The organism is Photobacterium salinisoli (assembly GCF_003614885.1).
Lineage (GTDB): Bacteria > Pseudomonadota > Gammaproteobacteria > Enterobacterales > Vibrionaceae > Photobacterium > Photobacterium salinisoli.
In genome coordinates this window covers 788842-812149 of sequence record NZ_QZMS01000007.1, presented here as the reverse complement: position 1 = coordinate 812149, position 23308 = coordinate 788842, and the positions used below count along the sequence as shown (strand labels likewise).

The window sequence follows — 23308 nt, the reverse complement described above, 5'->3', positions numbered from 1 at the left end:
TGAAACCCCGCAAACCGAGAGCTGGGCGGCACTTTTCCTATAAAGTGCCGCTATTTTGCTTTGATATCGCCAACAAATTGTTAACATTCAAGGCAACCATGCAATCGATCGAAAGCCCTACGTTTGCAACTATGCCCCTGAAAGTGAAGCTGATTTTACTGACACTGCTGCCATTACTGCTGATCAGCGCTGCGATCAGCTGGATCGCGATCCATCAGGCAACATCACTCGGGCAAAAAGAAATTGCCACCTTCCGTGCCAGCCTGATCGCTTCTAAAGAGCAGGCGCTGAAAGATACAGTCGATCTTGCCCTCGACAGTATCAATCACATCTATCAAAACGCCGCTGCCAATGATGAAAAAGCCAAAGAGGAAGTAAAACGTATTCTGAACGACCTGAGATACGGCAATGACGGCTATTTTTTTGTTTACCACGAAGATGGCACCAACCTGGCCCACCCTGTTTTGCCCGAACTGGTCGGGAAAAATCTGTTTGATTTACAGGACAATAATGGGGATTACCTTATTCAGGCGCTGATAAAAACGGCAAAATCCGGCGGGGGTTTCCATCAGTACCTCTGGCATAAACCCTCCAGTAATTTAATCGTGACAAAGCTCAGCTATGCGGCATGGCTGCCGAAATGGCGCTGGATGATAGGCACCGGCCTGTACATTGAAGATGTCGCCCGCCAAATGGCCAAGGTCGAACAGGGGGTACAGGCAAACATACGAACGACCTTCATTTCTGTCATTGTTCTGGTCGCCATCACTACACTGCTTATTCTCGCCACCACGCTGGCGATCAATCTTCATGAGCACAGGTTAGCAGACAGCCGTTTAAAAGAACTGGCGCATAAAACTGTTATGTTTCAGGAAGAAGAGAAAAAGCATGTCGCCAGAGAACTCCATGACGGGGTGAACCAATTACTGGTTTCCTGCAAATGCCATCTTGAATTGCTTCAGGACAAAATGGCCAAATCAGACATCGAACAGGCGATACGCCACCGGGGCCTGAGTGAATCCTCATTATTACAAGCCATTGCAGAACTGAGGCGTATCTCGCACAGCCTGCGTCCCAGTTCCCTGGATGACATCGGACTGATTGCGGCGCTGGATAACCTGCTCAGTGATTTTTCCGCTTCCACCGGCATACGTGTAAATCGTGCTCTGACCCTTGGCGACGTCAGCCTGTCTACAGATATGATGACGACGCTATACCGGGTGGCTCAGGAGTCACTGGTGAACATCAGCAAGCATGCTCAGTCTGATACTATCGATACCGAACTTTCAGTGATACAGGAAAACCTGCAGTTTATTATTCGCGATCATGGCACGGGCTTTAACGTGCAACACGCCATGAATGGCAAAGGAATCGGCCTTCGCAACATGCGCGAACGGCTGGAATTTCTTGGTGGTGAGCTGGATATCAGCAGTGAACCGGGTCAAGGAACGGAAATCCTGGTCAACCTGCCTCTTAAACAAGGACTGGACATTTATGGCAAAAATTCAAGTACTGTTAGTGGATGACCATCAGGTCGTCATGGAAGGTTTCAAAGCCCGGCTCGACAATGAAGCCAATATCGAAGTGATTGCAACAGCAAATAATGGTGCTGAAGCGCTGAAAAAAGCCGAACAGTTCCAACCCGATGTGGTACTGATGGATATCAGTATGCCGGAAATGAATGGCATTGAAGCCACACGCCATTTCAGTCACCACTTTCCTGAGATCAAAGTGCTGATCCTGACCATGCATGACAATCGCGAATACATTCTTCAGGTCATGCAGGCTGGTGCAAGCGGCTACATTCTCAAAGAGGTTTCCGCGCAGGAAATGGTACAGGCCATAGAAGCCGTTCATCAGGGTGGACGGTATTTTTGCCGACTGGTCGCCGATACCTTATTCGCCGCCCCTATTGGGCCGGTTGAGCCAGCCGAAGTAGTACTGGCGACATTAAGCCGGCGGGAAGAAACCGTACTGCGTCAGGTGGCGCTGGGTAAAAGCAGTAAAAGAATTGCGATGGAACTGGGGATCAGCACCCGAACGGTGGAAACCCATCGCCAGAATATCAAGCATAAACTTAACATGAACTCCACGGCTGAGCTCACCGCTTATGCCGTGAAAGAAAACCTGATTTAGAACAGCCCCAGTTGCGGTGCAATAATATCGTCAAAATGCCGGCCGATAAACGGCAGGATACCATCTGCAATCGGCTTTAACTGTTTATCGATATAGTGGTCGTAATCGATCTGGCTTTGCCTGGCTTCTACCGGTTCCGGGCCATGGGTGGTGATAACATACTCAATCCAACCGCCTGTCTGATACTGCAAGGGACGCCCCAACTGCTGATTGACTTCGTCGGCCCGCCGGGCGGCACGGACATGAGGCGGCACATTTTTCTGATACTCAGACAGGTGACGGCGTAACCTTTTGCGGTAGACCAGTTTGTCGTCAAATGCGCCCTGCCCGGTCATTTCCACGTAAGAACGCACATACTCTTCCACGTCTTCGTTATGAAACACTTTACGATAGAGGGTCTGCTGAAACTCCTGCGCCAGAGGAGTCCAGTCGGTGCGGACCGTTTCCAGCCCTTTAAACACCATCTCTTCAACACCGTTTCGAATCACCAGCCCGGCATAACGCTTTTTACTGCCGGTTTCCTGGCCCCGAATCGTCGGCATCAGAAATTTGTGATAATGGGTTTCGTATTCCAGCTCAAGGGCGGAAGCGAGGTTGTACTGCGCTTGCAGATGCCGGGCCCACCACGCATTGATATCAACGACCAGGCGGGCACCGATGGCATCCGCATCCTCACCACTGTGGGCCTTTTTCAGCGACACAAACGTCGAGTCCGTGTCGCCGTATATCACCTCATAACCCTGCTCTTCAATGCGCTCACGGGTCAGCTTCATGATTTCATGACCTCGCATGGTGATCGAAGAAGCCAGACGATGATCAAAAAAACGGCAGCCTGAAGAACCCAGTACGCCATAGAAGGAGTTCATGATGATTTTTATCGCCTGCGAAAACGCTTTTTCTCCGTCTCTTTTCGCCTGATCGCGTGCAGCCCACAACGCTTCGATCATTTCTGGCAAAAAATGCTTTTGCCGGTGAAAACGGCCACCCCGAAAGCCAGCAATGGCCTGATGCTCAGATTTACCTTCCTCCAGAAGTAAGCCTTCAACCAGCCCCATGGGATCAATGCAGAATGTGCGGATAATCGACGGGTACAGCGATTTAAAGTCCAGCACCAAAACCGAGTCATACAAACCCGGTTTCGAGTCCATCACATAGCCACCGGGGCTGGCGATCCAGTTTTCGCTTTCAAGGTTGGGGGCTACATAGCCGGCGCGATGCAACTGAGGTAAATAAAGGTTGGTGAATGCAGCAACCGATCCGCCGACTCTGTCCAGCTCTACGCCCGTGAGCCGGCTACGTTCCAGCGCAAAATCTAACAAGTGTGTTTTTTCGAAGATCCGGGTAACCAGTTTGCAGTCCTGCAGGTTATAACGTGCCAGTGACACTTTATCTTCGCGGAACATCTGATTAATTTCAGCCATTCGATCGTACACATTGTGAATGGCTTTGCCCTCGCCGAGCAGCTCTTGCGCAACAGATTCCAGCGACCAGGATCGAAAGTTGTAGGTGGCGGTTTTCAGCGTATCAATACCGTCCATCACCACCCGGCCGGGAATAGTAATGAAACCGGCATTTGGGTTCTGACTGGACTGGCGCCAGTGCGGGGTCTGCCTGCCACGGCCAAGCCGCAGAGGCAATTTGTGCCATTCTGCACGCCGCAGTAACAAGCGCCAGTCAAAATCCACCACGTTCCAGCCGATAATGACATCAGGATCATAGCGAATAAACCACGCCTGCATAGCAACCAGCAGGGCTTTTTCATCGCAGACCCATTCAATCCATGCCAGTTGCTCTTGCTCAGAGTTGAGAGGCTCACCGACCATGATCACCCGGCTGTCAGCCTCGCTGTGCAGACCGACAGAATACAAAATGCCCTTCTCTGAACATTCAATATCCAGTGAGACAACAGACAGTGAAGGCAGATAATCCGCTGATTTGGTTTTCACCTGACGATATTCGGTATATCCGTCTCTGATAAAAGCATTCCCTGCAAAGGCAATTCCACCGCGGATGAAACGCTCCATCAGATAGCGATCGGCAAGACGGATGTCATCTTCAAACACTTTAATGCCTTCTGCTAACAGTAATGCGCCGATCCGAAGGCTGGCGCTGATGGTCGCGTTATAGCAGGCCGACATGGGCTGATGCTGGAAGTCTTTCATGTCCAGCGTGCGCCAGTTTACCGACAGGCCGTGTTGGGTAAGTACAGTCTCTGCTCTTGCTTGCTCGCTGGCCGGAATAAAACATACGGGCTTTTCGCCCTCGATAACCAACTGGCAGGGACCTTGATCCGTTTTTACCCAGATAACAATCTGGGTCTGCCCTTGCCTGTCGCGGCTTTGCCGGGTGAGCACGAAGCCTTCAGCTTGCTGCAATGAAGAATGTGTGTTCTGCCCTGATGGGACGGGGGGATGCTTAGCCGATTTTGCGTTCAATTTTATTCCACTCATCAACCAGCCACTGACCAAAGCCCTGCAGCAAAAACAAGGATGCCTTCTTAGGCACTTGTGTCCGGCTCATCAGAATGTATGCCCGCTCGATATCGACAGCTTTATCAGGATAATTTTTCAAAAACAGCGCTGTAGCCTCTCTCACTGACAGAGCCAGCACTTTTTCCCGGTGAAACACGAGCGTGTATGCCGTCCACAGCATTTTCTTACCTATATATTCACAGTAGTCAAGGTAATGCTCGGGTACCCGTGTTTTCAGTATTTTCTCCCGATATTCAATGAGAATAGGCTCAAAAGGGCCATTTAATGATTTCGCCGCGTCCCAACTGGGTTCAAATGCACCAAAGCGGCCTGATAAATCATCGCCCCTGAGGCACACGCAGCAATGCCTGAGCCAGAAGCCCCACTGAAAAATACCGTCCAGCGACAAGACATCACGCGTCGTGGCCATCCTGATATCCAGCCGTTTCACTGCCCTGTGGCGCCTGGCTATATGGGTGCTCAGGCTGTGTAACCGGCTTTTTTCCAGATCGTTCAGAGGCCGCTCAAACACCAGAGTCAGGTTAAGATCAGACTGCCCGGGCACAGCGTCACGACGTGCAACACTACCTGCAAGGTAGACACTGTGAAGTGTTTCTTTGAACAGGACACCAAGGTGTTGCAAAGTCTCATTAATACAGGGTTGAAACACCGGTTGAAAAGGCCGGTCGTTATCAATGACGGGAAGAAATGTTGGCAATATCTGTTTCCTGGGGCACCGCACTGTCTGTCTGCATCATAACATGAAAGTGACAGCCTTAAAGTTGGCGGCAGACTTAAACGCTGCAATCTCAACCAACTAAGGCCTGCCCTCGTCAGATACAGCACAATCGTCTGTATCATAGCCATCGACAGGTGGCCTTGGTATACTCCCGGTTCTATTCAATAAAACTGATATTGACCCAAACATGGATAACTTAGACCTGATTTCATACGACGACGTTATTGAAGCTGCCTACGATATTTTTCTGGAAATGGCACAAGACAGTCTGGAACCCGCCGATGTCTTGTTGTTCACGGCTCAATTTGATGACCGTGGTGCAGCTGAGGTTGTTGAGACCGGAGAAGACTGGCCAGGCCATGTTGGCTTCGCTGTTGATGGCGAAGAATATGCAGAAGTGCGGATCGGGCTGGTGAACGAAGCTAACGATGAATTAGATGACATCTTTGCCCGCATGCTGATAAGCCGTAACCCGGACAATAAATTCTGCCACATCTTATGGAAGCGCGACTAATCAGGTGATTAAGCCAGATACAACAAAAAACGGTGCTGATTTCAGCACCGTTTTTTTATCATACCAACACAGGCGTTTCTTCCTGCTGACAACGTCTGACCCAGAGCAGGCTGGCGATCGCCATCAGCACCATACACGTCATTATTGCGCCCAGGCTAAACTGATCTTTTGCACTCAGCATCGATGCCACCAGCGTCGCAACACCCGCACCTAAGTTCTGCAAACCGCCCAGCACCGCCCCCGCTGTACCGGCATGGAAAGGAAAAGGTTCTACCGCAGCTGTGGTGCTGACCGGAAAAACAATCCCGGCGCCAATGAAATACAGAAATGCGCCGCCAATCAGTGAGCTGACAGTAACTAGCCCTGCCATTCCGGGCAGTAAAATGGTTATTGCGCCGAAGCCAAGTGCTGCCAGCCCGACATAGAGCACCCGCTGTTGCCCCATGTGCCTGAGCAACAAAGTCGACATCCATGAGCCCAGCAGATATCCCGGTAACGGCAGCACAAATAACCAGCTCACTGTCGTCGGATCAAGTTTGAGTACATTGCCCAACAATACACCCGCGGCAGCTTCAAATACGGCAAGCCCTGAAAAGGTTGCCACTAAGCACATGACATAGCCCTGAAATTTGCGATTACTCAGCACATATTTATAGCTGACTGTCACACGCTCTACCCTACGCTTCTCATTAGGCAGGGTTTCAGTGAAGCGGGAGAAAATAATTAAAGTTACAGCAGCACCCAAAACCAGTAAAAAGACATAACTTGCCGACCAGCCAAGTGCCTCCGACAGGTATCCACCCAGAACCGGCGCAATCAGTGGCGAGAAAATAATGCCCATACTGACCAGACTGTTTACTTTGTGCAGCTCTGTACCTTCGTAACAGTCCCGGGTAATCGTTCGGCACATTGCACCACCACATCCGGTTCCCATGCCCTGAATAAAACTGGCAAGCAGAAAGACTTCGAATGAAGGAGCAAAAAGTGCCAGTATTGTACCGAGAATGAAAATACTCATACCGGCCAGCATCACAGGCTTACGTCCAATCCGATCCGATAACGGACCGTAGACGAACTGCGACAGACCGTATGGAATGAGATACGCGGCCATCACAGCCTGCAAGAGAGCGGGCTTAACACTGAATGCCGCTGCCATTTGTGGGATCGCTGGCACGTACATAGTTTGGGTCATTTGCCCAACGGCGGCCAGAATAATAATCAGGAACAAAATTTTTGCCACACTGGCAGAATAAGATTGCCTTTGCACAACCTCACTCCTTACAACAATACAAAGAAAAAGATAAGTTCAAGTCATCATAAATCTATGCGGAAAATGAACCTTGAGAAATGGCTGCAGAATCGACCATTTACATCAAGTAAGGTTATGACGAGCTTTCGAGCGGGATAGTAATAGCAGGCAAGGCGAACAACAAGTAAATCCTAACCTGAGCAGCACGATACTTTGTTATGATTCGGATTATAAAAACTAATCTTTCTGTTGCGGCTTTACGGACAAAAAAAAGCGAGCATTTCAGCTCGCTTTTCCATTGATTTAAAGACTTGAACGATCCCTGAATCGTACGATGGACCCACTCACTGTGAGTAGGGATTTTTCTATGTTGGCTCAAGAGTTAGTTGGCCAACCAAGTTCAATGATAGTCCCGCCTTTTTTGCTTATGCGGCAGCTAACACTTCCTTTATGCGCGGTTGCAATAGCAGCAACGACAGCCAAGCCTAATCCACTGCCGCTTTGGGGATTATCCTTAGCACTGCGAAATGCTGTGAAAATATGCGGAATTAACTCCAGTGAAATCCCCGGGCCGGAATCTTCCACACTCAAATAGCAAAAACCATCTTTCAGTTGAGTGGTGATTGTTATTGCTCCTGGAAGAGCATATTTACTCGCATTCTCCAGTATAGCTAACAAGGCTTGCCTTATTCGGGTGGGGTCGCAAAAGACGGGTTGTGTTGTTAAATTCAGTTCTACATATTGGTTTGCTTCATGAAGCATATTGACCGATAAATCAGTGAGTAATTTTATTTCTTTAGCTAAGTTAGTTTCTTTTATATTTATTCGTAACTCATCACTATTCATTAAACTAATAACACGGAGATCTTCAATTAAACGAGATAACCCTTCAATTTGTACTAATAGTTTAGTGAACTGGGTTTTATCTGGCGTAAATACACCTTCTGCTAACCCCTGTAATCGGCCCCGCAAAATTGTCACTGGGGTTCTGAGTTCATGAGCGATAGCGGCATTCCAAAAGGCGTGATCTTCAGTCATTCGTTGAAGTTTCTCAGCTAACAGATTGAAATCATCCACTAATAAAGCGGCTTCTCCTAATGACCGGTCACCAACGTTAGCGCGAAAATGTAGGTCGCCTTCAGCGATTTTTCGCATCCCTTCAGCAACTGCACTGAGAGGTTCCAAGATACGTTGGGATAACTTAATAGCGAGACTGAAGGCGAGCAGAATGACAATAATGCATGTCAAAGCAATCCAAATCCATTCTGGCCAGGAGGGAGTAATATAGTTATCACTTGGTATATAATTGGGCCAGTATTTATCCCAAAGATAATAAAAAAAGAACGAGCCAAAAGTTGTAATTAATGCAGAGCCTATGCCTATCTTCATCATGGATAATGTAATCTGACGGCTCAAACCACTTAATTTCATTGGTCTCCCCTGAAACGATAACCAACGCCACGCACACCAGCAGGAATACCATGAATACCAAAGACTTCAAGTTTTTTGCGGATTTTGCTTATGTGGCTGTCAATCGTTCGTTCCAGCGTGTCCCCTTCTGGTAAACAGGAGTTTAATAGCTCTACTCTGCTAAACACTCGCTTAGGTGAACGAATGAAATGCGTCAACAGCTTAAATTCAGTTAAAGTTAGCACTAGGGCATGACGTTCTCCCTCCACATTGACAACAATTTCGTGACTTTCTAAATCAACTTCAAACGGCTCTGTCCGCAGCATATTTTTTCTGTCAGTTTGATTAATTCCTAAAGTACGCCTAAGAACGGCCTGAACTCGCGCTACAACTTCTGCCGGGTTAAATGGCTTAACAACATAATCATCAGCCCCGATTCTAAGCGCCATCAGTTTATCTAAATCTTGGTCCATTGCGGTAAGCATGATGACAGGCGTGTTGCTTTTCTGACGAAGTTCCGACAACACTTTCCATCCATCCATTTTTGGCATTTGGATATCAAGCAGAATAAGGTCAGGCTTCATGGATGAATGAAGTTCAAGTGCCTTTCGTCCATCTGAAGCGTGAATCGTACGCATATTACTGCGAGTTAGGTACGCGGATAGTATATCGACAATTTCAAATTCATCCTCAACGATCAGAATCACAGCCTGATGGTAAGACCCAGCCTCTGTATCTTGATCGGAATCCGCAGCAAATTTCTGCCCTTCAATGTACAAATTGTTCATCTCCATCGAATCTCCACATTCACTCAGCAGGACCTCAACACTCAGGTATTAGACTCAGCATTTATCTACAGCGGATAGCCCGCTTGAATGAGTTCAGAGGATACCTCAGTGAAAAAGAGAAATATATGTGTATCTAGCAGCTTACATATATTGGTGCTTTTCCTTTTAGTTGGCTGTAATCAATCCAATAAAGACGAAACTGAAGCCGGACAACAAGAGTATTTACCTTTAGTTTCAACGATAACGACGCAGCCACAACATTTAGATGTTTATGAAGAATTACCCGGAAGAGTGATGGCTGTGCGCGTTGCGGAGATTCGTCCACAAGTGGTTGGAATCGTACAACATCGCTTGTTCAAACAAGGTGCCGAAGTGAAAGCAGGTCAGTCGCTATTCCAGATTGATCCAGCGCCATTTGAAGCGGAAGTTGACACTGCCAAAGCTAACTTACTGAGAGCGCAGGTGACTTATAAACGTTCTCTGGACAAAGAACTACGCTTAAAACCTTTGGTGGAAGCCGATGCTATTAGTCGTCAAGAGTATGACGATGTTGTCTTACAGCGTGATCAAGCTGCTGCAGAAGTAGCTGTGGCTAAAGCTACGTTGACTCGACGTCTGCTTGATTTGAAATTCGCCAATGTAAAAGCGCCGATATCTGGACTGATTGAGCAAACCTTAGTTACTGAGGGCGCGTTAGTCAGTAGTACAGACGCAACACCGATGACGCGTATCCAACAGATTGATCAAGTTTTTGTTGATATTCGTCGACCTGCGTCTTCATTAGAAGCTATTCGTGAGGCTTTAGCAGCGAATTCTGATGGCGAACCCAGTATTGCTGGAACAAAAATTGAAATTTTACGCAGCAACGGACTTCCTTATTCTGTCAAAGGTGAAATCCTGTTTTCTGGAATCAATATTGATGTAGGCACAGGCGATGTATTGCTACGTGTACTCGTGGATAACTCTCAACGCTTGTTATTACCGGGTATGTTCGTAAAAGCAAGGGTACTTCATTCGAGTTACAACAACGCGTTAATTGTTCCGCAACAGGCGGTTATGCATCTTGCTGGCGCTCCTCATCTTTGGAGTATTGATCAGGATGGGCATGCACATTTAAAACCTGTAAAGCTCGGAGAATTGATCGATGGTCAGTACCACATTAAAGCGGGTGTTAAAAAAGGTGAAAATATCGTAGTAGAGGGTAAAGAAAGACTTGAGGACGGTATTCTCGTAGACCAACGCAAATGGGAAGAATCTGAGATTCTTTTAACATCCGCGACAAACTGATTAAGGTTAGAGTGTCTTTTTTATGTCTCAGTTTTTTATTCATCGCCCCGTATTTGCTTGGGTTATTGCTCTTTTCATTATTTTGTTTGGATGCATTTCGATTCCGAAGTTGCCTATTTCCCGTTATCCCTCTGTTGCGCCTCCGACGGTCAGTATTATGGCGACGTATCCGGGAGCCAGCCCGAAGGAAATGAACGACGGTGTTCTTAGTCTTATCGAGGGAGAGCTGTCGAACGTTAAGAACTTGATGTATTTCGAGTCGTCTGCTGACAACTCCGGTTCTGCATCGATTACGGCAACATTTAAACCCGGAACAGATTCAGATCTGGCACAAGTTGATGTACAAAACCAACTAAAAGCAGTCGAGTCACGTTTACCGCAGGTAGTGCGTCAAAGTGGCTTGTCAGTAGAATCTGCAACATCAAATTTTCTGATGATTGTTGGATTAAAATCTGATGATAACCGCTTTGACGAAATAGCATTAAACGACTATTTGGCTCGCAATATCGTAGACGAACTGCGCCGTATTGAGGGTGTCGGTCGTGTACAGTCATTCGGTGCAGAGAAGGCAATGAGAATCTGGATTGACCCGAGTAAGCTCAATTCATTGGGTTTAACGATGAATGATGTCAGCCAGTCCATTATTCAGCAAAATACGCAGATAGCGCCCGGAAGTATTGGTGCTGCGCCGACCGTATTAGGGCAACGAGTAACCGTTCCATTAACCGTGCAAGGCCAGTTAACCAGTGTTGAAGAATTTTCAAATATTATTCTTCGTGCAAATAACAACGGTTCGAAAGTCGTCCTAAGCGACGTTGCACGTGTAGAAATCGGATCTCAATCTTATGGTTATTTGAATCGTGAAAATGGTAAAACAGCGACGGCTGCGGCTATTCAGCTCACACCGGGAGCGAATGCGGTTAAAACTGCGGATGCGGTACAAAAGCGTTTGGCGGAGTTGAGTCAGAGTCTACCTGCTGGGATGACCTATTCAATTCCATTTAATACAGCACCTTTCGTTAAAGTTTCAATCAATAAGGTTGTCCATACCTTAATTGAAGCTATGGTGCTGGTATTTTTTGTTATGTTTCTGTTTTTACAGAATATTCGTTACACCCTGATCCCAGCCATTGTTGCACCGATAGCCTTATTGGGGACGTTCACCGTCATGCTGTTAACCGGTTTTTCGATCAACGTGTTAACGATGTTCGGTATGGTTCTGGCGATAGGTATTATCGTCGATGATGCGATTGTCGTTGTCGAAAACGTGGAACGCTTGATGTCGGAAAAAGGCTTATCTCCGAAAGAAGCGACATCAAAGGCGATGAAAGAGATTACTGGCGCCATTATAGGTATCACACTTGTGCTAACGGCGGTTTTCATCCCGATGGCATTTGCCAGTGATTCGGTCGGCGCCATTTATAAGCAGTTTACATTATCGATGGCGGTATCAATTCTGTTCTCAGCATTTTTGGCGCTAACCCTAACGCCGGCGCTTTGTGCCACGTTGCTAAAACCGGTTAATGCTAATCACCACGAGCAAACAAGATTCGCTAAATGGTTTAATCGTGGCTTTAACCGAATGAACAATCGGTATGAATCTCAGGTCAACGTGTTAGTGAATCGCAAAGGACGAATGATGCTTGTCTTTGTGTTTCTGTGCGCGATTTTGGTTCTTGTGTATAGACAGTTGCCGTCATCGTTTTTACCAGAAGAAGACCAAGGCTATTTTATTACCAATATTCAGCTTCCGGCAGACGCAACTACAGTGCGTACATTGGATGTTGTGAAAAAATTTGAACAGCATGCGTTAAGCCGTCCTGCAATTGAGTCAACAATGACGGTTATTGGCTTTGGATTTTCCGGTTCAGGTACTAACACCGCGCAGAGTTTTACCACGTTGAAAGATTGGGAAACACGCAACGATACCTCAACACTGGATGAGTTAAAACTTGCTGAAGAGGCAATGGCAGACGTGACAGAGGGAACCGTTATGCACATGCTGCCTCCTTCAATCGATGAGTTAGGAACGAGTTCTGATATTACGTTCTTCTTGCAAGATCGTGGAAATCAGGGATACGAGGCATTGAAAGCCACTGAGACCAAGATGTTAGAGTTGGCGAAAAATAGCAAATCACTTAGCGATGCCTATTCTGATGGGCTTCCTGCGGGTACGAGTATTCATCTTGATATTGATCGCCAGAAAGCTGAGGCGTTAGGTGTTTCATTCACGAGTATTAGTGAGACGCTATCAACTGCGATTGGATCGTTATACATCAACGACTTTCCGAATGAAGGCAGAATGCAGCAAGTCATCATGCAAGCAGATGCTTCATCAAGGATGCAGATTGAGGACGTACTTAAGCTTTATGTGAGAAACATTAATGGTGGAATGGTTCCGTTATCAGAAATCGTGACACCTATTTGGTCTGAGTCGGCACCGCAATTTATTCGCTTCCAGGGTTATCCAGCGGTTCGAATTTCTGGTAGCGCAGCTTCTGGAGTTTCTAGCGGCGAGGCGATGGCTGAAATAGAGAAAATGGCTAAGCAACTTCCGTCAGGCTTTACCATTGCATGGACAGGACAGGCATTGCAAGAGCTTCACTCAGCGAAACAAGCACCTATGCTAATGGCGCTATCGATGTTTGTTGTCTTCTTAGTGTTGGCCGCACTCTATGAGAGTTGGGCTATTCCCTTATCGGTCATGTTAGTTGTGCCCTTGGGATTGTTAGGTGCGGTACTCGCTATTGTAGTACGTGACATGCCAAACGACGTTTTCTTCAAAGTCGGGATGATCACCGTTATTGGTCTTTCGGCGAAAAACGCGATTCTGATTGTTGAGTTTGCCAAACAGTTGAGAGAGCAAGGCAACGGATTGGTTCAGTCAGCCGTTCAAGCTGCGAAGTTGCGACTAAGACCTATCTTGATGACCTCTCTGGCATTTGGTCTTGGTGTTATGCCACTGATGCTAGCAGAAGGCGCTAGTGCAGAAACTCAACGTGCAATAGGAACAGGTGTGTTCGGTGGAATGGTCAGCGCTACATTACTTGCCATTTACTTTGTACCTGCTTTCTTCGTGTTCGTGATGAGTATTCAAGAGCGTTTAAAGTCTTGGCAACAGACAAATAAGAAGTCACCTATGCAGCTTGAAGGTTAATACTATGCATTATATTGTTTTTGTTATGGTTTTATTTCTTTCAGCTTGTTCACTGACTCCTGAAATGACAAAGCCAGCCGCGCCAGTTCCGGAAGTATTTACTATAGATGGAAAAGCTGTACCTCCATCATCAAAGCCAACCGCGGAAATGGCTTGGCGTGAAATGTTCATCGATAAGCGCTTACAGGCGCTGATTGAGCTAGCGTTGGCCAACAACAGGGATCTGCGTATCGCGACACTGAATGTTGAATCGGTGAAAGCTCAATATGGAATAGAACGCGCTGCAAGATTGCCGAGTGTGGGCGCTTCTCTTGATACCACGAGACAACGCTCAGTGACCGGTGGCGATCCCAAGATATCTCAAATAGAAAAGCAGAGTAATTTAACTGTTGGAATTAGTGCATTCGAAATTGATTTGTTTGGTCGTGCACGTTCAATGTCAGATGCTGCCTTTGCCCGTTATCTAGCGAGTGATTACGGGCGTCAAGCGGCACAAATTTCTTTGATTAGTTCAATTTGTGAAGCCTATTTTTCTGAACAACTCGCGTATGAGCAACTTAAATTGGCGGAAGATACGTTGGCGGATTGGAAAAAATCGCTAGAGTTAACAATTCAACTACGAATGGCGAGTCAAAACAGTGCGCTTGATGTCGCCCAAGCTGAGGGGCAAGTTGCAAGTGCAGAAGCGATTCAGATTGCGAATAAGCGAGCTTTAGAGCAGGCAAGGCACTCACTGCGTCAATTAGTGGGCTCAGACATACCGACTGATCTTCCAGAGCCAAATTTACTCTCTGATCAATCGGTGAAAACGTCTTTACCGGCAGGATTACCGTCAGACTTGTTGCTGCATCGACCTGATATCCTGCAAGCGGAGCAGAATTTGATTGCCGCTAACGAGGATATTGGTGCGGCTCGAGCTGCGTATTTTCCTCGCATATCACTGACAACCTCGATCGGTTATGTAAGCCAAGATGTCAGGAATTTAGTAGGCTCTGGGTATGAGACTTGGTCAATCGCACCGCAAGTTACATTGCCTATATTTCAAGGCGGGAGACTCAATGCAGAGTTAGAACTGGCTAAAGTTCGTAAATCGACTTCAATTGCAGAATATGAAAAAGCAATTCACATTGCGTTTAAAGAAGTCGCAGACGGATTAGTCGGCAGTGAAACGTATAAGTTACAAACTACAGCGCAAGAAAGAGTCGTATCTGCAGCCGAGCGAAGAACTAAGTTATCTGATCTTCGTTACAAGGCGGGTATGGAGCGACGTTTAGAACTGTTGGATTCGCAGCGACAACTTTATCTAGCTAAACAAACGTTACTGGAACTCAAACAACAAGAACTAAATAACGCAGTATTTCTATATAAAGCGTTAGGTGGTGGACTGATATAACATTGTCACTGATTCGATGCTTTCATGTGACAGTCAGTTTTCGTGGATTAGTTCGAAATAAAAAGAATTTAAAAAAGAACATAACAAAGCTATTTTCAAAAGGTTAATTTAGGTTATGAATGAGAAATGTGTACGTTTAGTACCAGTAGGATTAGAAGAACTATCGGCTTTTAAAACCAAGTTGCAGCAGACTTTTACCGATGCATTGGTCGAGCAATTTGGCCCATCGCACAGTGAGCCGATCCCATCAGATGAAGATATATCTGGTTCTTTTAACGCCAAGGGAGCCGTTATCAATCATATAGTATACGGAGAGGAGAAAGTGGGTGGTGTTGTGCTGAATATTAATACAGAAACCCAATACAACAGTCTCGATCTGTTTTTTATTTACCCCGGAAGTCATAACAATGGTCTAGGACTGGCAGCATGGAAAGCCATTGAAGCTGCGTACCCGAAAACTAAGGTCTGGACAACAGTCACGCCTTATTTTGAAAAGAGAAATATTAATTTCTATGTAAATAAGTGTGGTTTTTTTATTGTTGAATTCTTTAACAAATACCATAAAGAAAATGATGCTCAGACTGGTAATGTCGATATCGATGACGCAAGACTAAGTGAAGCTGATTTTTTCAAATTTCAGAAGATAATGAAGTTATAGAATATTTACTTGTCAAAATTAAAGTTTTTGATATTTACAAGCTCGAGAGGACCGAACGTCTCCACGTTCAGTCCTCTTCGTTCCTGCCAAATACCCGTTTAGATATAACTTTTAATGCTTATCCGAACGGCATTAAGCGTTTCAGCTCACTTTTTCATTGGTATATGCCGGTTTCAGTCAAAATGAAAACGGTGTTTACCACGGCTGGCTTTGGCACGAAGGTAATTTTCATTACCCTCTTTCAAGTGTGCTTTTGTTCCCACAACTTCTTCGATTGAAATGCCTAAAGCTTCCAGGTCCTGAATTTTTTTCGGATTATTGGTGATCAATCTGATGCTTTCAACACCTAGTGCTTTGAGCATTTGTGCCGCTTCGGAAAAATCCCGAAGATCATCACCAAATCCCAAATGGTTATTTGCCTCATAAGTATTCATACCCTGGCTCTGCAGCAGGTAGGCATCGATTTTGTTATACAAACCAATCCCACGGCCTTCCTGGCGCAGATACAAGATAATGCCACCGTCTTCGGCCATGCGTTCTATGGTTTCATCTAACTGCTCACCACAGTCACAACGTGACGAATGGAACACATCCCCGGTAAGGCATTCAGAATGCATTCTGACCAAAGGGGGGATCTGTTGTTTATCGGCATCACGGAAAATAAGCGCAACATGCTCTTTTCCTGAAGCTAGGCCATCAAAAGAGAGAATATCGGCAGGGATATGGCTTTTCGTACCGACTTTAAAGGGGACTCTGGCCCTTACATTTACCATCTTGTTTTATTACCTCTCATACAACCACAGTCTGACGACAATTGATTGCTATGTTATCTACCGACACAGTTCATTAGACCGCTGACTTCAATGCGCTGTTGGTATGCATGTGGTACTGATGATATCTAAAATTATGACACTAAAACAGTCATCACCGTTGACTTATACTTCAGTGCCACCCACAAGAGGTGTTATAACATAACAATTAAGACTTGAGCAATATTGACTGTTGTCAGAGATAAAGGGCTCTGTATTTTTCAGAGCCCCCTGTTGTTCTACCCCTGAAGCTGATCGTGAATCTCCTGATTGAAGCGAAGTAAAGTATCGAGGATACGCTCACCATCAGCCCGCAGGCCGTTATGCTCGAACTCATTCGTCATCCAGGCTTTACTGTTTGAGATACCGGCCAGGGTGTCACGGCTGTAATCAAATTCCACGTACATGTCTTCGACATAAACCGCTGCGGCCAGCGGAACCCGGTTAGCGGCCAGTTGTCTGGCATCATATAACGCCGGCCAGTCCGCTTTTTCTGCCAGAATAGCGGCCGCTTCGCGCAATGGTTTCAGAGTATCGAGCTGTTCAAACATCCACGGATAAACCATTTCACCGGTAAAACAAAAATCTTTGCCGGTCTGATAATGACATTGTGGGTATTCATCGCGCACCCGATGCGCAGACCAGCGGGATGCCTGGTGCTGGCAATAAATCGACTCATGCAGAATCGCATAAATCGGATTGGTCTGGTATGACTGCTCCGCCAGCATGGCATTATGGAAACTATAGCTGAGTTCCGGCTGCCCATTCACCTCGACAAAGGCACTCTCCAACTGATAATAAAGTGCCAGATCCCCGCCACTTCTGCCAAGATTGATACCAATCAACTGAAACTGCTCAACGGTAAATCGCTGTCCGTTCGGCAGAAAAACATCATGGGCCAGTAAATGATCCGCAATGCGATTACACAGCGACTGAGCGGCAGGAAAACGCTTAAAGAAAGCGGCATTTTTATCCAGTACCCGGCGATAGGTTGCCCGGTACACCTCATCAGCATGGCCAGCGATTGGCGGAATTCCCCCCGTCACACAGGCGCTGGTCAGACTGTTCGGGTAAAACGAAAGATAATGCAGAGCGCAAAACCCACCAAAGCTTTGCCCCAGAATTGACCATTGTTTAATCCCCAGAGCTTCCCGTATGGCTTCCGCGTCGCGCACAATATTATCTGCCCGAAAATGGCACAGGTAATCGGCTTGCTGTTGCGCCGTTAATCCAGTCAGAGTCTGCGCATGAATAGGTTCACTCTGCCCTGTGCCGCGCTGATCAAGAAGCAGAACTCTGTAATCTTTCAGCGCTCGTTTCAGCCAGCCACTTTCAGCCTCCGGCCTGGGAGATGGGAATCCCGGCCCGCCCTGCAGGTACACTAACCAGGGTAACTGGCTGTTTTCCTGACCTCTTGCCACCACTTCGCGGGCAAAAACACGAATTTTTTGGCCTTCGTGGTCATGATAATTCAAAGGCAGTTGAAAAAAGTGTGGCTGACAGAACATGTCACCAATATAAAAACCTGATTGCATCATTTTCTCCATGTATCAACGGCGCTTTCTCCGTCTTTACCTGATCTCTTTCATCCCAAAAAGGCCACTGTAACCGCCTGCGGCCATATTGTGACCTCGTTTGTTACGATACTGAATATCAGGTTATTGTCTGACCGTCGTTTTGTTGTTCAGCATATCAGCAAAATACGCCAAAAATTCACGGCCGATTTCCTTGCCTTGCACGTAATCCAGGTTCAAATCCTGCTGGCTGCTCAACAAAGCCTTACTGTGCAGGGCTTTTTGCGGCGCAATCTGAATCACTTTCAGTTCCTCAGGAGGATGAATAAGAAAATCATTAACATCTTTGTAGGTTTGATAATACCGATTGAGCATTTCAAACACTTCAGAGCGTTTACCGGTTAAGGACAGAAAACGCTCAACATTCAAACCACTGAGCCATTTACGGTAGCCATTCACCGCTTTTTTCTCTTCTTCCAGTTCTTTATTCATTTCATCGGCCGCGATCATGCCTTGTTTTTCTTTATCCAGCCACAAACGCTTCCAACTATCGAAACGGTCGGTCAGTTCATGGCTCACCGCCTTCACTCTGTCCAGAGATTCATTCAGGCTGAATCGCTCAATATACTCCGGCAAGGCAACTTCGATGCGTTCTCTCCAGTCATCCAGCATCCCCGGTGTCTGCTGTGCCATCTGCAAAGGTTCAGTTCGTACCACTATGACCAGCTCAGCCCCTCGCTTCCAGGCTTCTTTCACAGGCACAGCCGCACTTACGCCACCATCAACCCATTCAAGTTCATTAAGACTAACAGGCAGATTATAAAGCAGTGGAATGGCACAGGACGCGCGCAGTACATCTCGCCAGTTCTCTTCGTACATAGGCAGGTAGATATCCTGCAAAGTATCTTTACGTGTGGCACAGGCAAGAGCCTGCCGATACGTCAGTACTCGACGGGCAGTCGATACATCTAACGGTGTCTTACCATTGAGGCCAATTTGCTCAAAGGCCCAGTCCAGATTCATCGGCTTTTGCTGACTTAGATAATGGTAAAGATTAAAGAACTCTTGTTGGGTTGTCAGGTTGACGATGAAGTCATGACCAAACTTGTGTTGGCGGCTAATAAAAGAAGAAAGATTCAGCGCGCCGGCAGATGTGCCGATATAGAGTTCGAACGGATCAAACCCGGCTTCCAGAAAGGCATCAAAAACACCAGCCGTGAAAATGCCACGCTGCCCGCCCCCTTGAACCACCAGTGCAATTTTGTGCTTTTTCGATTCCGACAATTTTGCAGAAAATGTGTCGACAAGACTGACATCAAGATCCCCGAGACTAAAAGGCAAGTGATTCATACACCTAACTCACTCTGTTAAAAAACAAAAAACCTTCCCCCAATTTCATTGTAAAGCGAATGCTCAGCAACAGGAGAAAAATATTAACAGGGTGATATATAACGATTAATGCGTTATTGCCGTCAACCCAAATCCGAAAAGGACTATCATAATGATAAAGGCAATGGTTACCGCCACTTTAAATTCAGGGGTTAAATGATTCATATACGCTCCATATTTACTATCACTGTGAGTGCAGGCTACCAGCACCATCCACTGGTATTAACACTAGCAGATTGTAGTGCTGAGCGTTGATCTTGACCATACAAGCAGCATGGTTTTAGGGCAACTATCACAAATATTCGATACTGGCGCAAGGAAGAACAAATGGCTTTAAATTACAATTACTTATTCATAGCGTGTCTTGCTTCTGCTCTGGCAATCACACCTGAAACGCAAGCGAGTTCACAAAAACCAATCTATATAACGCCGTATTGGGGCTACGCCTTTCCAGATAGCATTGAATCGGAAGGAGGGATAACAATATCCCCGGATAACGCAGGTCTTTTCGGTGTCACCATTGAAGGTAATTACGGAAAACAATCATTATTCAATGGCCGGATTGGATTTACTGCACAGCACATGAAAATGCAGACTAAAGGCTTTGATGACGACGGCAGTGCAACGTTTTTTCATTTTCAAAGCAGCAGCCATTATCGTATTGCCCCTATGCTTACCAGCTTTATAGGCTTAAGCCTGGGCGGGACACTCATGGATGCCAGTTGGTCAAAACAGAACATTTTATTGTCAGGCGGCGCCTTTTTTGGTTCTGACTTCTTCATCAATAACAACACCAGAATTCGGTTAGAAGCCAGATGGTTAGCCAGCCGTGTTGACGGCAGCACAACGGCTGACTGTCTGGAAGCAACCGGCACACAAGCCTGTGACGTGGATATCGACAGTGACTGGTTGAGCGTGTATCAAACCAATCTTGGTGTCAGCTTTGTGTTCTGAAAGAAAATAGTAAACTACCCACTTAGTACAATTAGTCTTCATAATGTTGCAAAAGTCTAATTTTTGACTATTTATTAGTCATCAAAGCTAAAAAATTAAAATAAAACAATTCACTCAATAATCACTACATTGCGGTGCAATCATCCAAACATTTCATTAACAACTTGTTATTTCCACAATACGGAGGAGTAAGTCAATAGTAATGCCTGTTTATAACCAATAGTTCAAAAGTTACTGTCTATTGCGCTGGTCAGTGTCAGTGGTTAATCTCGTTTTAACTGCGTGGGGTTTCAAACCAAATTCCACGATACAGGAAGTAAATACTTAGAATAAAAAACTTAATAGATACTGTTTCATAGAGAAAAACAGTACACAAGGAGATACTTATGAAACGCGAACAATGGGGAACCCGTGCCGGATTTATCCTGGCAGCTGTGGGTTCTGCTATAGGATTAGGGAATATCTGGCGTTTCCCCTATATGGCTTACGAAAACGGCGGCGGCGCATTTTTTATTCCATACCTTTTCGCCATGTTAACGGCCGGCATTCCATTTATGATTATGGAATTCAGCCTGGGACACAAACTACGGGGAGCCGCACCAAGAGCCTTTTCCAAGCTGGGCGTGAGACTGGAATGGCTGGGCTGGTTCCAGGTGTTCATTGCATCTGTCATCGCAGTCTATTACGTTGCCGTTATCGGTTGGGCTATCTCGTATCTGGGCTTCGCATTCACTCAAAGCTGGGGAAGTGATACCAACGCTTTCTTCTTTAGTGAGTACCTGAAACTCGGTGATAACTCACCAAGTAACTTGGGTGGACTGCAACTGCATATCGCTATTCCAATGGTTATTGCCTGGGGTATCACATTCGCCGCTATTTTCACCGGTGTTAAAGGTGGTATCGAGCGTGCCAATAAAATCATGATGCCTTTGCTGTTCCTGATGGTGCTGGCACTGATTGCCCGTGTTATTTTCCTGGATGGCGCACTGGACGGTCTGAATTACCTGTTCCAGCCTGATTTCAGCAAAATCCTGGATGCAAAAGTATGGTCTGCTGCCTATGGACAAATCTTCTTCACCCTGAGTGTTGGTTTTGCCATCATGATTGCCTACTCAAGCTACCTGCCTGAGAAGTCCGACATTAATAACAATGCCTTTATGACGGTATTGATCAACTGCGGTTTCTCTATGGTTGCGGGTATTCTGATTTTCTCTGTGCTTGGCTATATGGCTCAGGAACAGGCAAAACCGCTCACTGAAGTCGTTTCTGCGGGTGTGGGTCTGGCTTTCGTTACCATCCCTGCGGCAATTAACCTGCTACCGGCTCCCTATATTCTCGGTCCGGTATTCTTCCTGGCCCTGGTTGTTGCTGGTTTGAGCTCTCACATTTCTATTATTGAAGCCGTGACTTCAGCAGTAATCGATAAGCTAAAATGGTCGCGTAAAAAAGCAGCTTCTGTGGTTTGTGGTGTTGGCTTTGTCGTCTCGATGGCATTTGCAACCAATGGTGGCCTGCTGTTGCTGGATCTGGTTGATTACTTCATCAACAACGTTGCCCTGCTGGCAAGCTGCCTGATTGAATTGCTGGTTATTGGCTGGCTGCTGAAAGTCTCTGACATTCGCAGCTATGTGAACAGCATTTCAGAGTTCACTATCGGTAAATGGTTTGAAATTTGTATCCGCTTTATCAGCCCAATCATGCTGGCAATCATCCTGGGTACTAATCTGACCAATACCTTTAATGACGGTTACGGTGGTTACGAAATGTCTGATTTGTTAATACTGGGTTGGGGCCTGGTAGCAGCAATGTTCGTGGTTGCTGTGATTATCAATGTTGCATCTAAACCACTAGATAAGAAAGAGGTATAAGTATGACTGCTGGTGCTATCATCATGATGCTATTCGGCCTGGGTATTACCTGGGGAGGCGCAGCTTACTGCATCTCTGTAGCAATGAAAAACAAAGGGTAACCCTTTGCTGACAAGAGGCCTTCGGGCCTCTTGTTGTATTCTCTCCTGACATATTACAGTCCATTCACACCCAAAAATGCGCCTTAATTCATATTCGTCGCACGATGTGAACGAATGATGCCAAGATCTCTTTCCTTTCAGACGCTTCTACCGCTACAATTTGCAAAAATACTCCAGAAGCTTGAACACCATAATGACATGGCGTGAATCGCTTCTATCAAACAGTTCAAGGAAAGACCATGAAGTTTCCAGCTCTTGTTCTCTCGTTCGCCCTGCTACCTACCGCAGCTTTCGCTTCCACACAAACTTGCGAAAGCAATAAATATCATCAGTACATTGATGCTTCTCTTGAGTGGTACCAAAACCTGGTCCAGCTGACTGTGCAAAAAGATCCCGATTTGCAGGAAGTCGGCGACTGGTTCATGGAAGGAAGAACCCACCATTTTGAATTGAAGCGCGAAGCTGTCGATTGGTACCTGGCGAACGACAAAAGCCACTTAGACCTGTCACAATCCGTTGAGTCCTGGCTAAAACTCACTCAGCAAGACATTAAAGCGCTGTCCACCCAGCAAGGTAATCTCGGTGATTACGCGAAAAAAGTCTTTGAGGATCGCCAAAGCTCGCCACACCCCAAAAATTATGAACTGCGCAGTGCCTTTGCCGACCTGTTAACGCATCCGGACGAAATCGATAAGCCACTTAAAGAATACAACCGACAAATGAGCGCTATTGCTGCCACTCAGTGCGAATAACGCTCAACCGCCTGGCACCGGACGGCACGCGTTCGGTGCATTCTGATAAATATTTCAAGACAATTACCCTCATTTCCAGTAAATTAGCCGGATTTGCCGACGTTAACTAAAAGTAACAA

The 23308-nt window shown here is 46.3% G+C and carries 19 protein-coding genes; 11 read left to right on the top strand and 8 right to left on the bottom strand.

Annotated features, from left to right (window positions below; genetic code table 11):
- The first annotated feature begins 131 nt into the window (after nucleotides 1-131).
- The gene (locus D6M16_RS04395) at nucleotides 132-1526 is read left to right on the top strand and encodes a cache domain-containing protein (protein ID WP_120511867.1); all 1395 of its coding nucleotides are present in this window, start codon (nucleotides 132-134) and stop codon (nucleotides 1524-1526) included.
- Nucleotides 1495-2136: a response regulator transcription factor gene (locus D6M16_RS04390; RefSeq protein WP_120510737.1), complete on the top strand. Its 642-nt coding sequence runs from the start codon at nucleotides 1495-1497 to the stop codon at nucleotides 2134-2136. The genes D6M16_RS04395 and D6M16_RS04390 overlap by 32 nt, the downstream gene beginning before the upstream one ends.
- Here the strand turns inward: D6M16_RS04390 and D6M16_RS04385 are convergent.
- Nucleotides 2133-4511 carry a DNA polymerase II gene (locus D6M16_RS04385; protein WP_240435573.1) on the bottom strand — a complete coding sequence of 793 codons (2379 nt, stop codon included), beginning with the start codon at nucleotides 4509-4511 and terminating at the stop codon, nucleotides 2133-2135. The genes D6M16_RS04390 and D6M16_RS04385 overlap by 4 nt on opposite strands.
- A gap of 40 nt (nucleotides 4512-4551) precedes the next feature.
- Nucleotides 4552-5325 (bottom strand): nucleotidyltransferase domain-containing protein, encoded by a 774-nt coding sequence (locus tag D6M16_RS04380; RefSeq protein ID WP_120510735.1) that lies wholly within the window; start codon nucleotides 5323-5325, stop codon nucleotides 4552-4554.
- A 208-nt stretch (nucleotides 5326-5533) separates the two neighbouring features.
- On the opposite strand from D6M16_RS04380, the gene D6M16_RS04375 reads away from it, so the two are divergent.
- Entirely contained in the window at nucleotides 5534-5860 is a 327-nt protein-coding gene (locus tag D6M16_RS04375; RefSeq protein ID WP_120510734.1) for an HI1450 family dsDNA-mimic protein, read from the top strand.
- A 58-nt stretch (nucleotides 5861-5918) separates the two neighbouring features.
- Here D6M16_RS04375 and emrD read toward each other — a convergent pair whose 3' ends face one another.
- The 3 genes from emrD to D6M16_RS04360 form a co-directional block, all read right to left on the bottom strand.
- Nucleotides 5919-7127 carry a multidrug efflux MFS transporter EmrD gene (emrD, locus tag D6M16_RS04370; RefSeq protein WP_120510733.1) on the bottom strand — a complete coding sequence of 403 codons (1209 nt, stop codon included), beginning with the start codon at nucleotides 7125-7127 and terminating at the stop codon, nucleotides 5919-5921.
- Nucleotides 7128-7484: 357 nt separating this feature from the next.
- Entirely contained in the window at nucleotides 7485-8540 is a 1056-nt protein-coding gene (locus D6M16_RS04365; RefSeq protein WP_120510732.1) for an ATP-binding protein, read from the bottom strand.
- On the bottom strand, nucleotides 8537-9313 hold the full coding sequence (locus tag D6M16_RS04360) for a response regulator (protein WP_052729968.1): 777 nt from the start codon (nucleotides 9311-9313) through the stop codon (nucleotides 8537-8539). Before D6M16_RS04360 ends, D6M16_RS04365 begins: the two co-directional genes overlap by 4 nt.
- Before the next feature lie 102 nt (nucleotides 9314-9415).
- On the opposite strand from D6M16_RS04360, the gene D6M16_RS04355 reads away from it, so the two are divergent.
- The 4 genes from D6M16_RS04355 to D6M16_RS04340 all read left to right on the top strand — a co-directional run bounded on the left by D6M16_RS04355 (nucleotide 9416) and on the right by D6M16_RS04340 (nucleotide 15802).
- Nucleotides 9416-10594 (top strand): efflux RND transporter periplasmic adaptor subunit, encoded by a 1179-nt coding sequence (locus D6M16_RS04355; RefSeq protein WP_234204564.1) that lies wholly within the window; start codon nucleotides 9416-9418, stop codon nucleotides 10592-10594.
- A 22-nt stretch (nucleotides 10595-10616) separates the two neighbouring features.
- Nucleotides 10617-13751, top strand: a complete 3135-nt coding sequence (locus D6M16_RS04350; RefSeq protein WP_120510731.1) for an efflux RND transporter permease subunit — start codon at nucleotides 10617-10619, stop codon at nucleotides 13749-13751.
- Between the two features lie 4 nt (nucleotides 13752-13755).
- Entirely contained in the window at nucleotides 13756-15144 is a 1389-nt protein-coding gene (locus D6M16_RS04345; protein ID WP_120510730.1) for an efflux transporter outer membrane subunit, read from the top strand.
- A gap of 115 nt (nucleotides 15145-15259) precedes the next feature.
- The gene (locus D6M16_RS04340) at nucleotides 15260-15802 is read left to right on the top strand and encodes a GNAT family N-acetyltransferase (RefSeq protein ID WP_120510729.1); all 543 of its coding nucleotides are present in this window, start codon (nucleotides 15260-15262) and stop codon (nucleotides 15800-15802) included.
- A 173-nt stretch (nucleotides 15803-15975) separates the two neighbouring features.
- Here D6M16_RS04340 and D6M16_RS04335 read toward each other — a convergent pair whose 3' ends face one another.
- From D6M16_RS04335 to D6M16_RS04325, 3 genes are all read right to left on the bottom strand, one after another.
- The gene (locus D6M16_RS04335) at nucleotides 15976-16575 is read right to left on the bottom strand and encodes a GTP cyclohydrolase II (RefSeq protein ID WP_120510728.1); all 600 of its coding nucleotides are present in this window, start codon (nucleotides 16573-16575) and stop codon (nucleotides 15976-15978) included.
- Between the two features lie 275 nt (nucleotides 16576-16850).
- Nucleotides 16851-18146 carry an alpha/beta fold hydrolase gene (locus D6M16_RS04330; RefSeq protein ID WP_120510727.1) on the bottom strand — a complete coding sequence of 432 codons (1296 nt, stop codon included), beginning with the start codon at nucleotides 18144-18146 and terminating at the stop codon, nucleotides 16851-16853.
- A gap of 123 nt (nucleotides 18147-18269) precedes the next feature.
- Entirely contained in the window at nucleotides 18270-19475 is a 1206-nt protein-coding gene (locus tag D6M16_RS04325; RefSeq protein WP_120510726.1) for a patatin-like phospholipase family protein, read from the bottom strand.
- A gap of 366 nt (nucleotides 19476-19841) precedes the next feature.
- On the opposite strand from D6M16_RS04325, the gene D6M16_RS04320 reads away from it, so the two are divergent.
- The 4 genes from D6M16_RS04320 (at nucleotide 19842) to D6M16_RS04305 (ending at nucleotide 23189) form a co-directional block, all read left to right on the top strand.
- Nucleotides 19842-20468: a hypothetical protein gene (locus tag D6M16_RS04320; RefSeq protein ID WP_120510725.1), complete on the top strand. Its 627-nt coding sequence runs from the start codon at nucleotides 19842-19844 to the stop codon at nucleotides 20466-20468.
- 386 nt (nucleotides 20469-20854) lie between these two features.
- Complete coding sequence (locus D6M16_RS04315) at nucleotides 20855-22336, top strand: sodium-dependent transporter (RefSeq protein ID WP_120510724.1); 1482 nt, start codon at nucleotides 20855-20857, stop codon at nucleotides 22334-22336.
- 2 nt (nucleotides 22337-22338) lie between these two features.
- Nucleotides 22339-22437 carry a MetS family NSS transporter small subunit gene (locus tag D6M16_RS04310; protein ID WP_120510723.1) on the top strand — a complete coding sequence of 33 codons (99 nt, stop codon included), beginning with the start codon at nucleotides 22339-22341 and terminating at the stop codon, nucleotides 22435-22437.
- Between the two features lie 239 nt (nucleotides 22438-22676).
- The gene (locus D6M16_RS04305) at nucleotides 22677-23189 is read left to right on the top strand and encodes a hypothetical protein (RefSeq protein WP_120510722.1); all 513 of its coding nucleotides are present in this window, start codon (nucleotides 22677-22679) and stop codon (nucleotides 23187-23189) included.
- The last annotated feature ends 119 nt before the right edge of the window (nucleotides 23190-23308 follow it).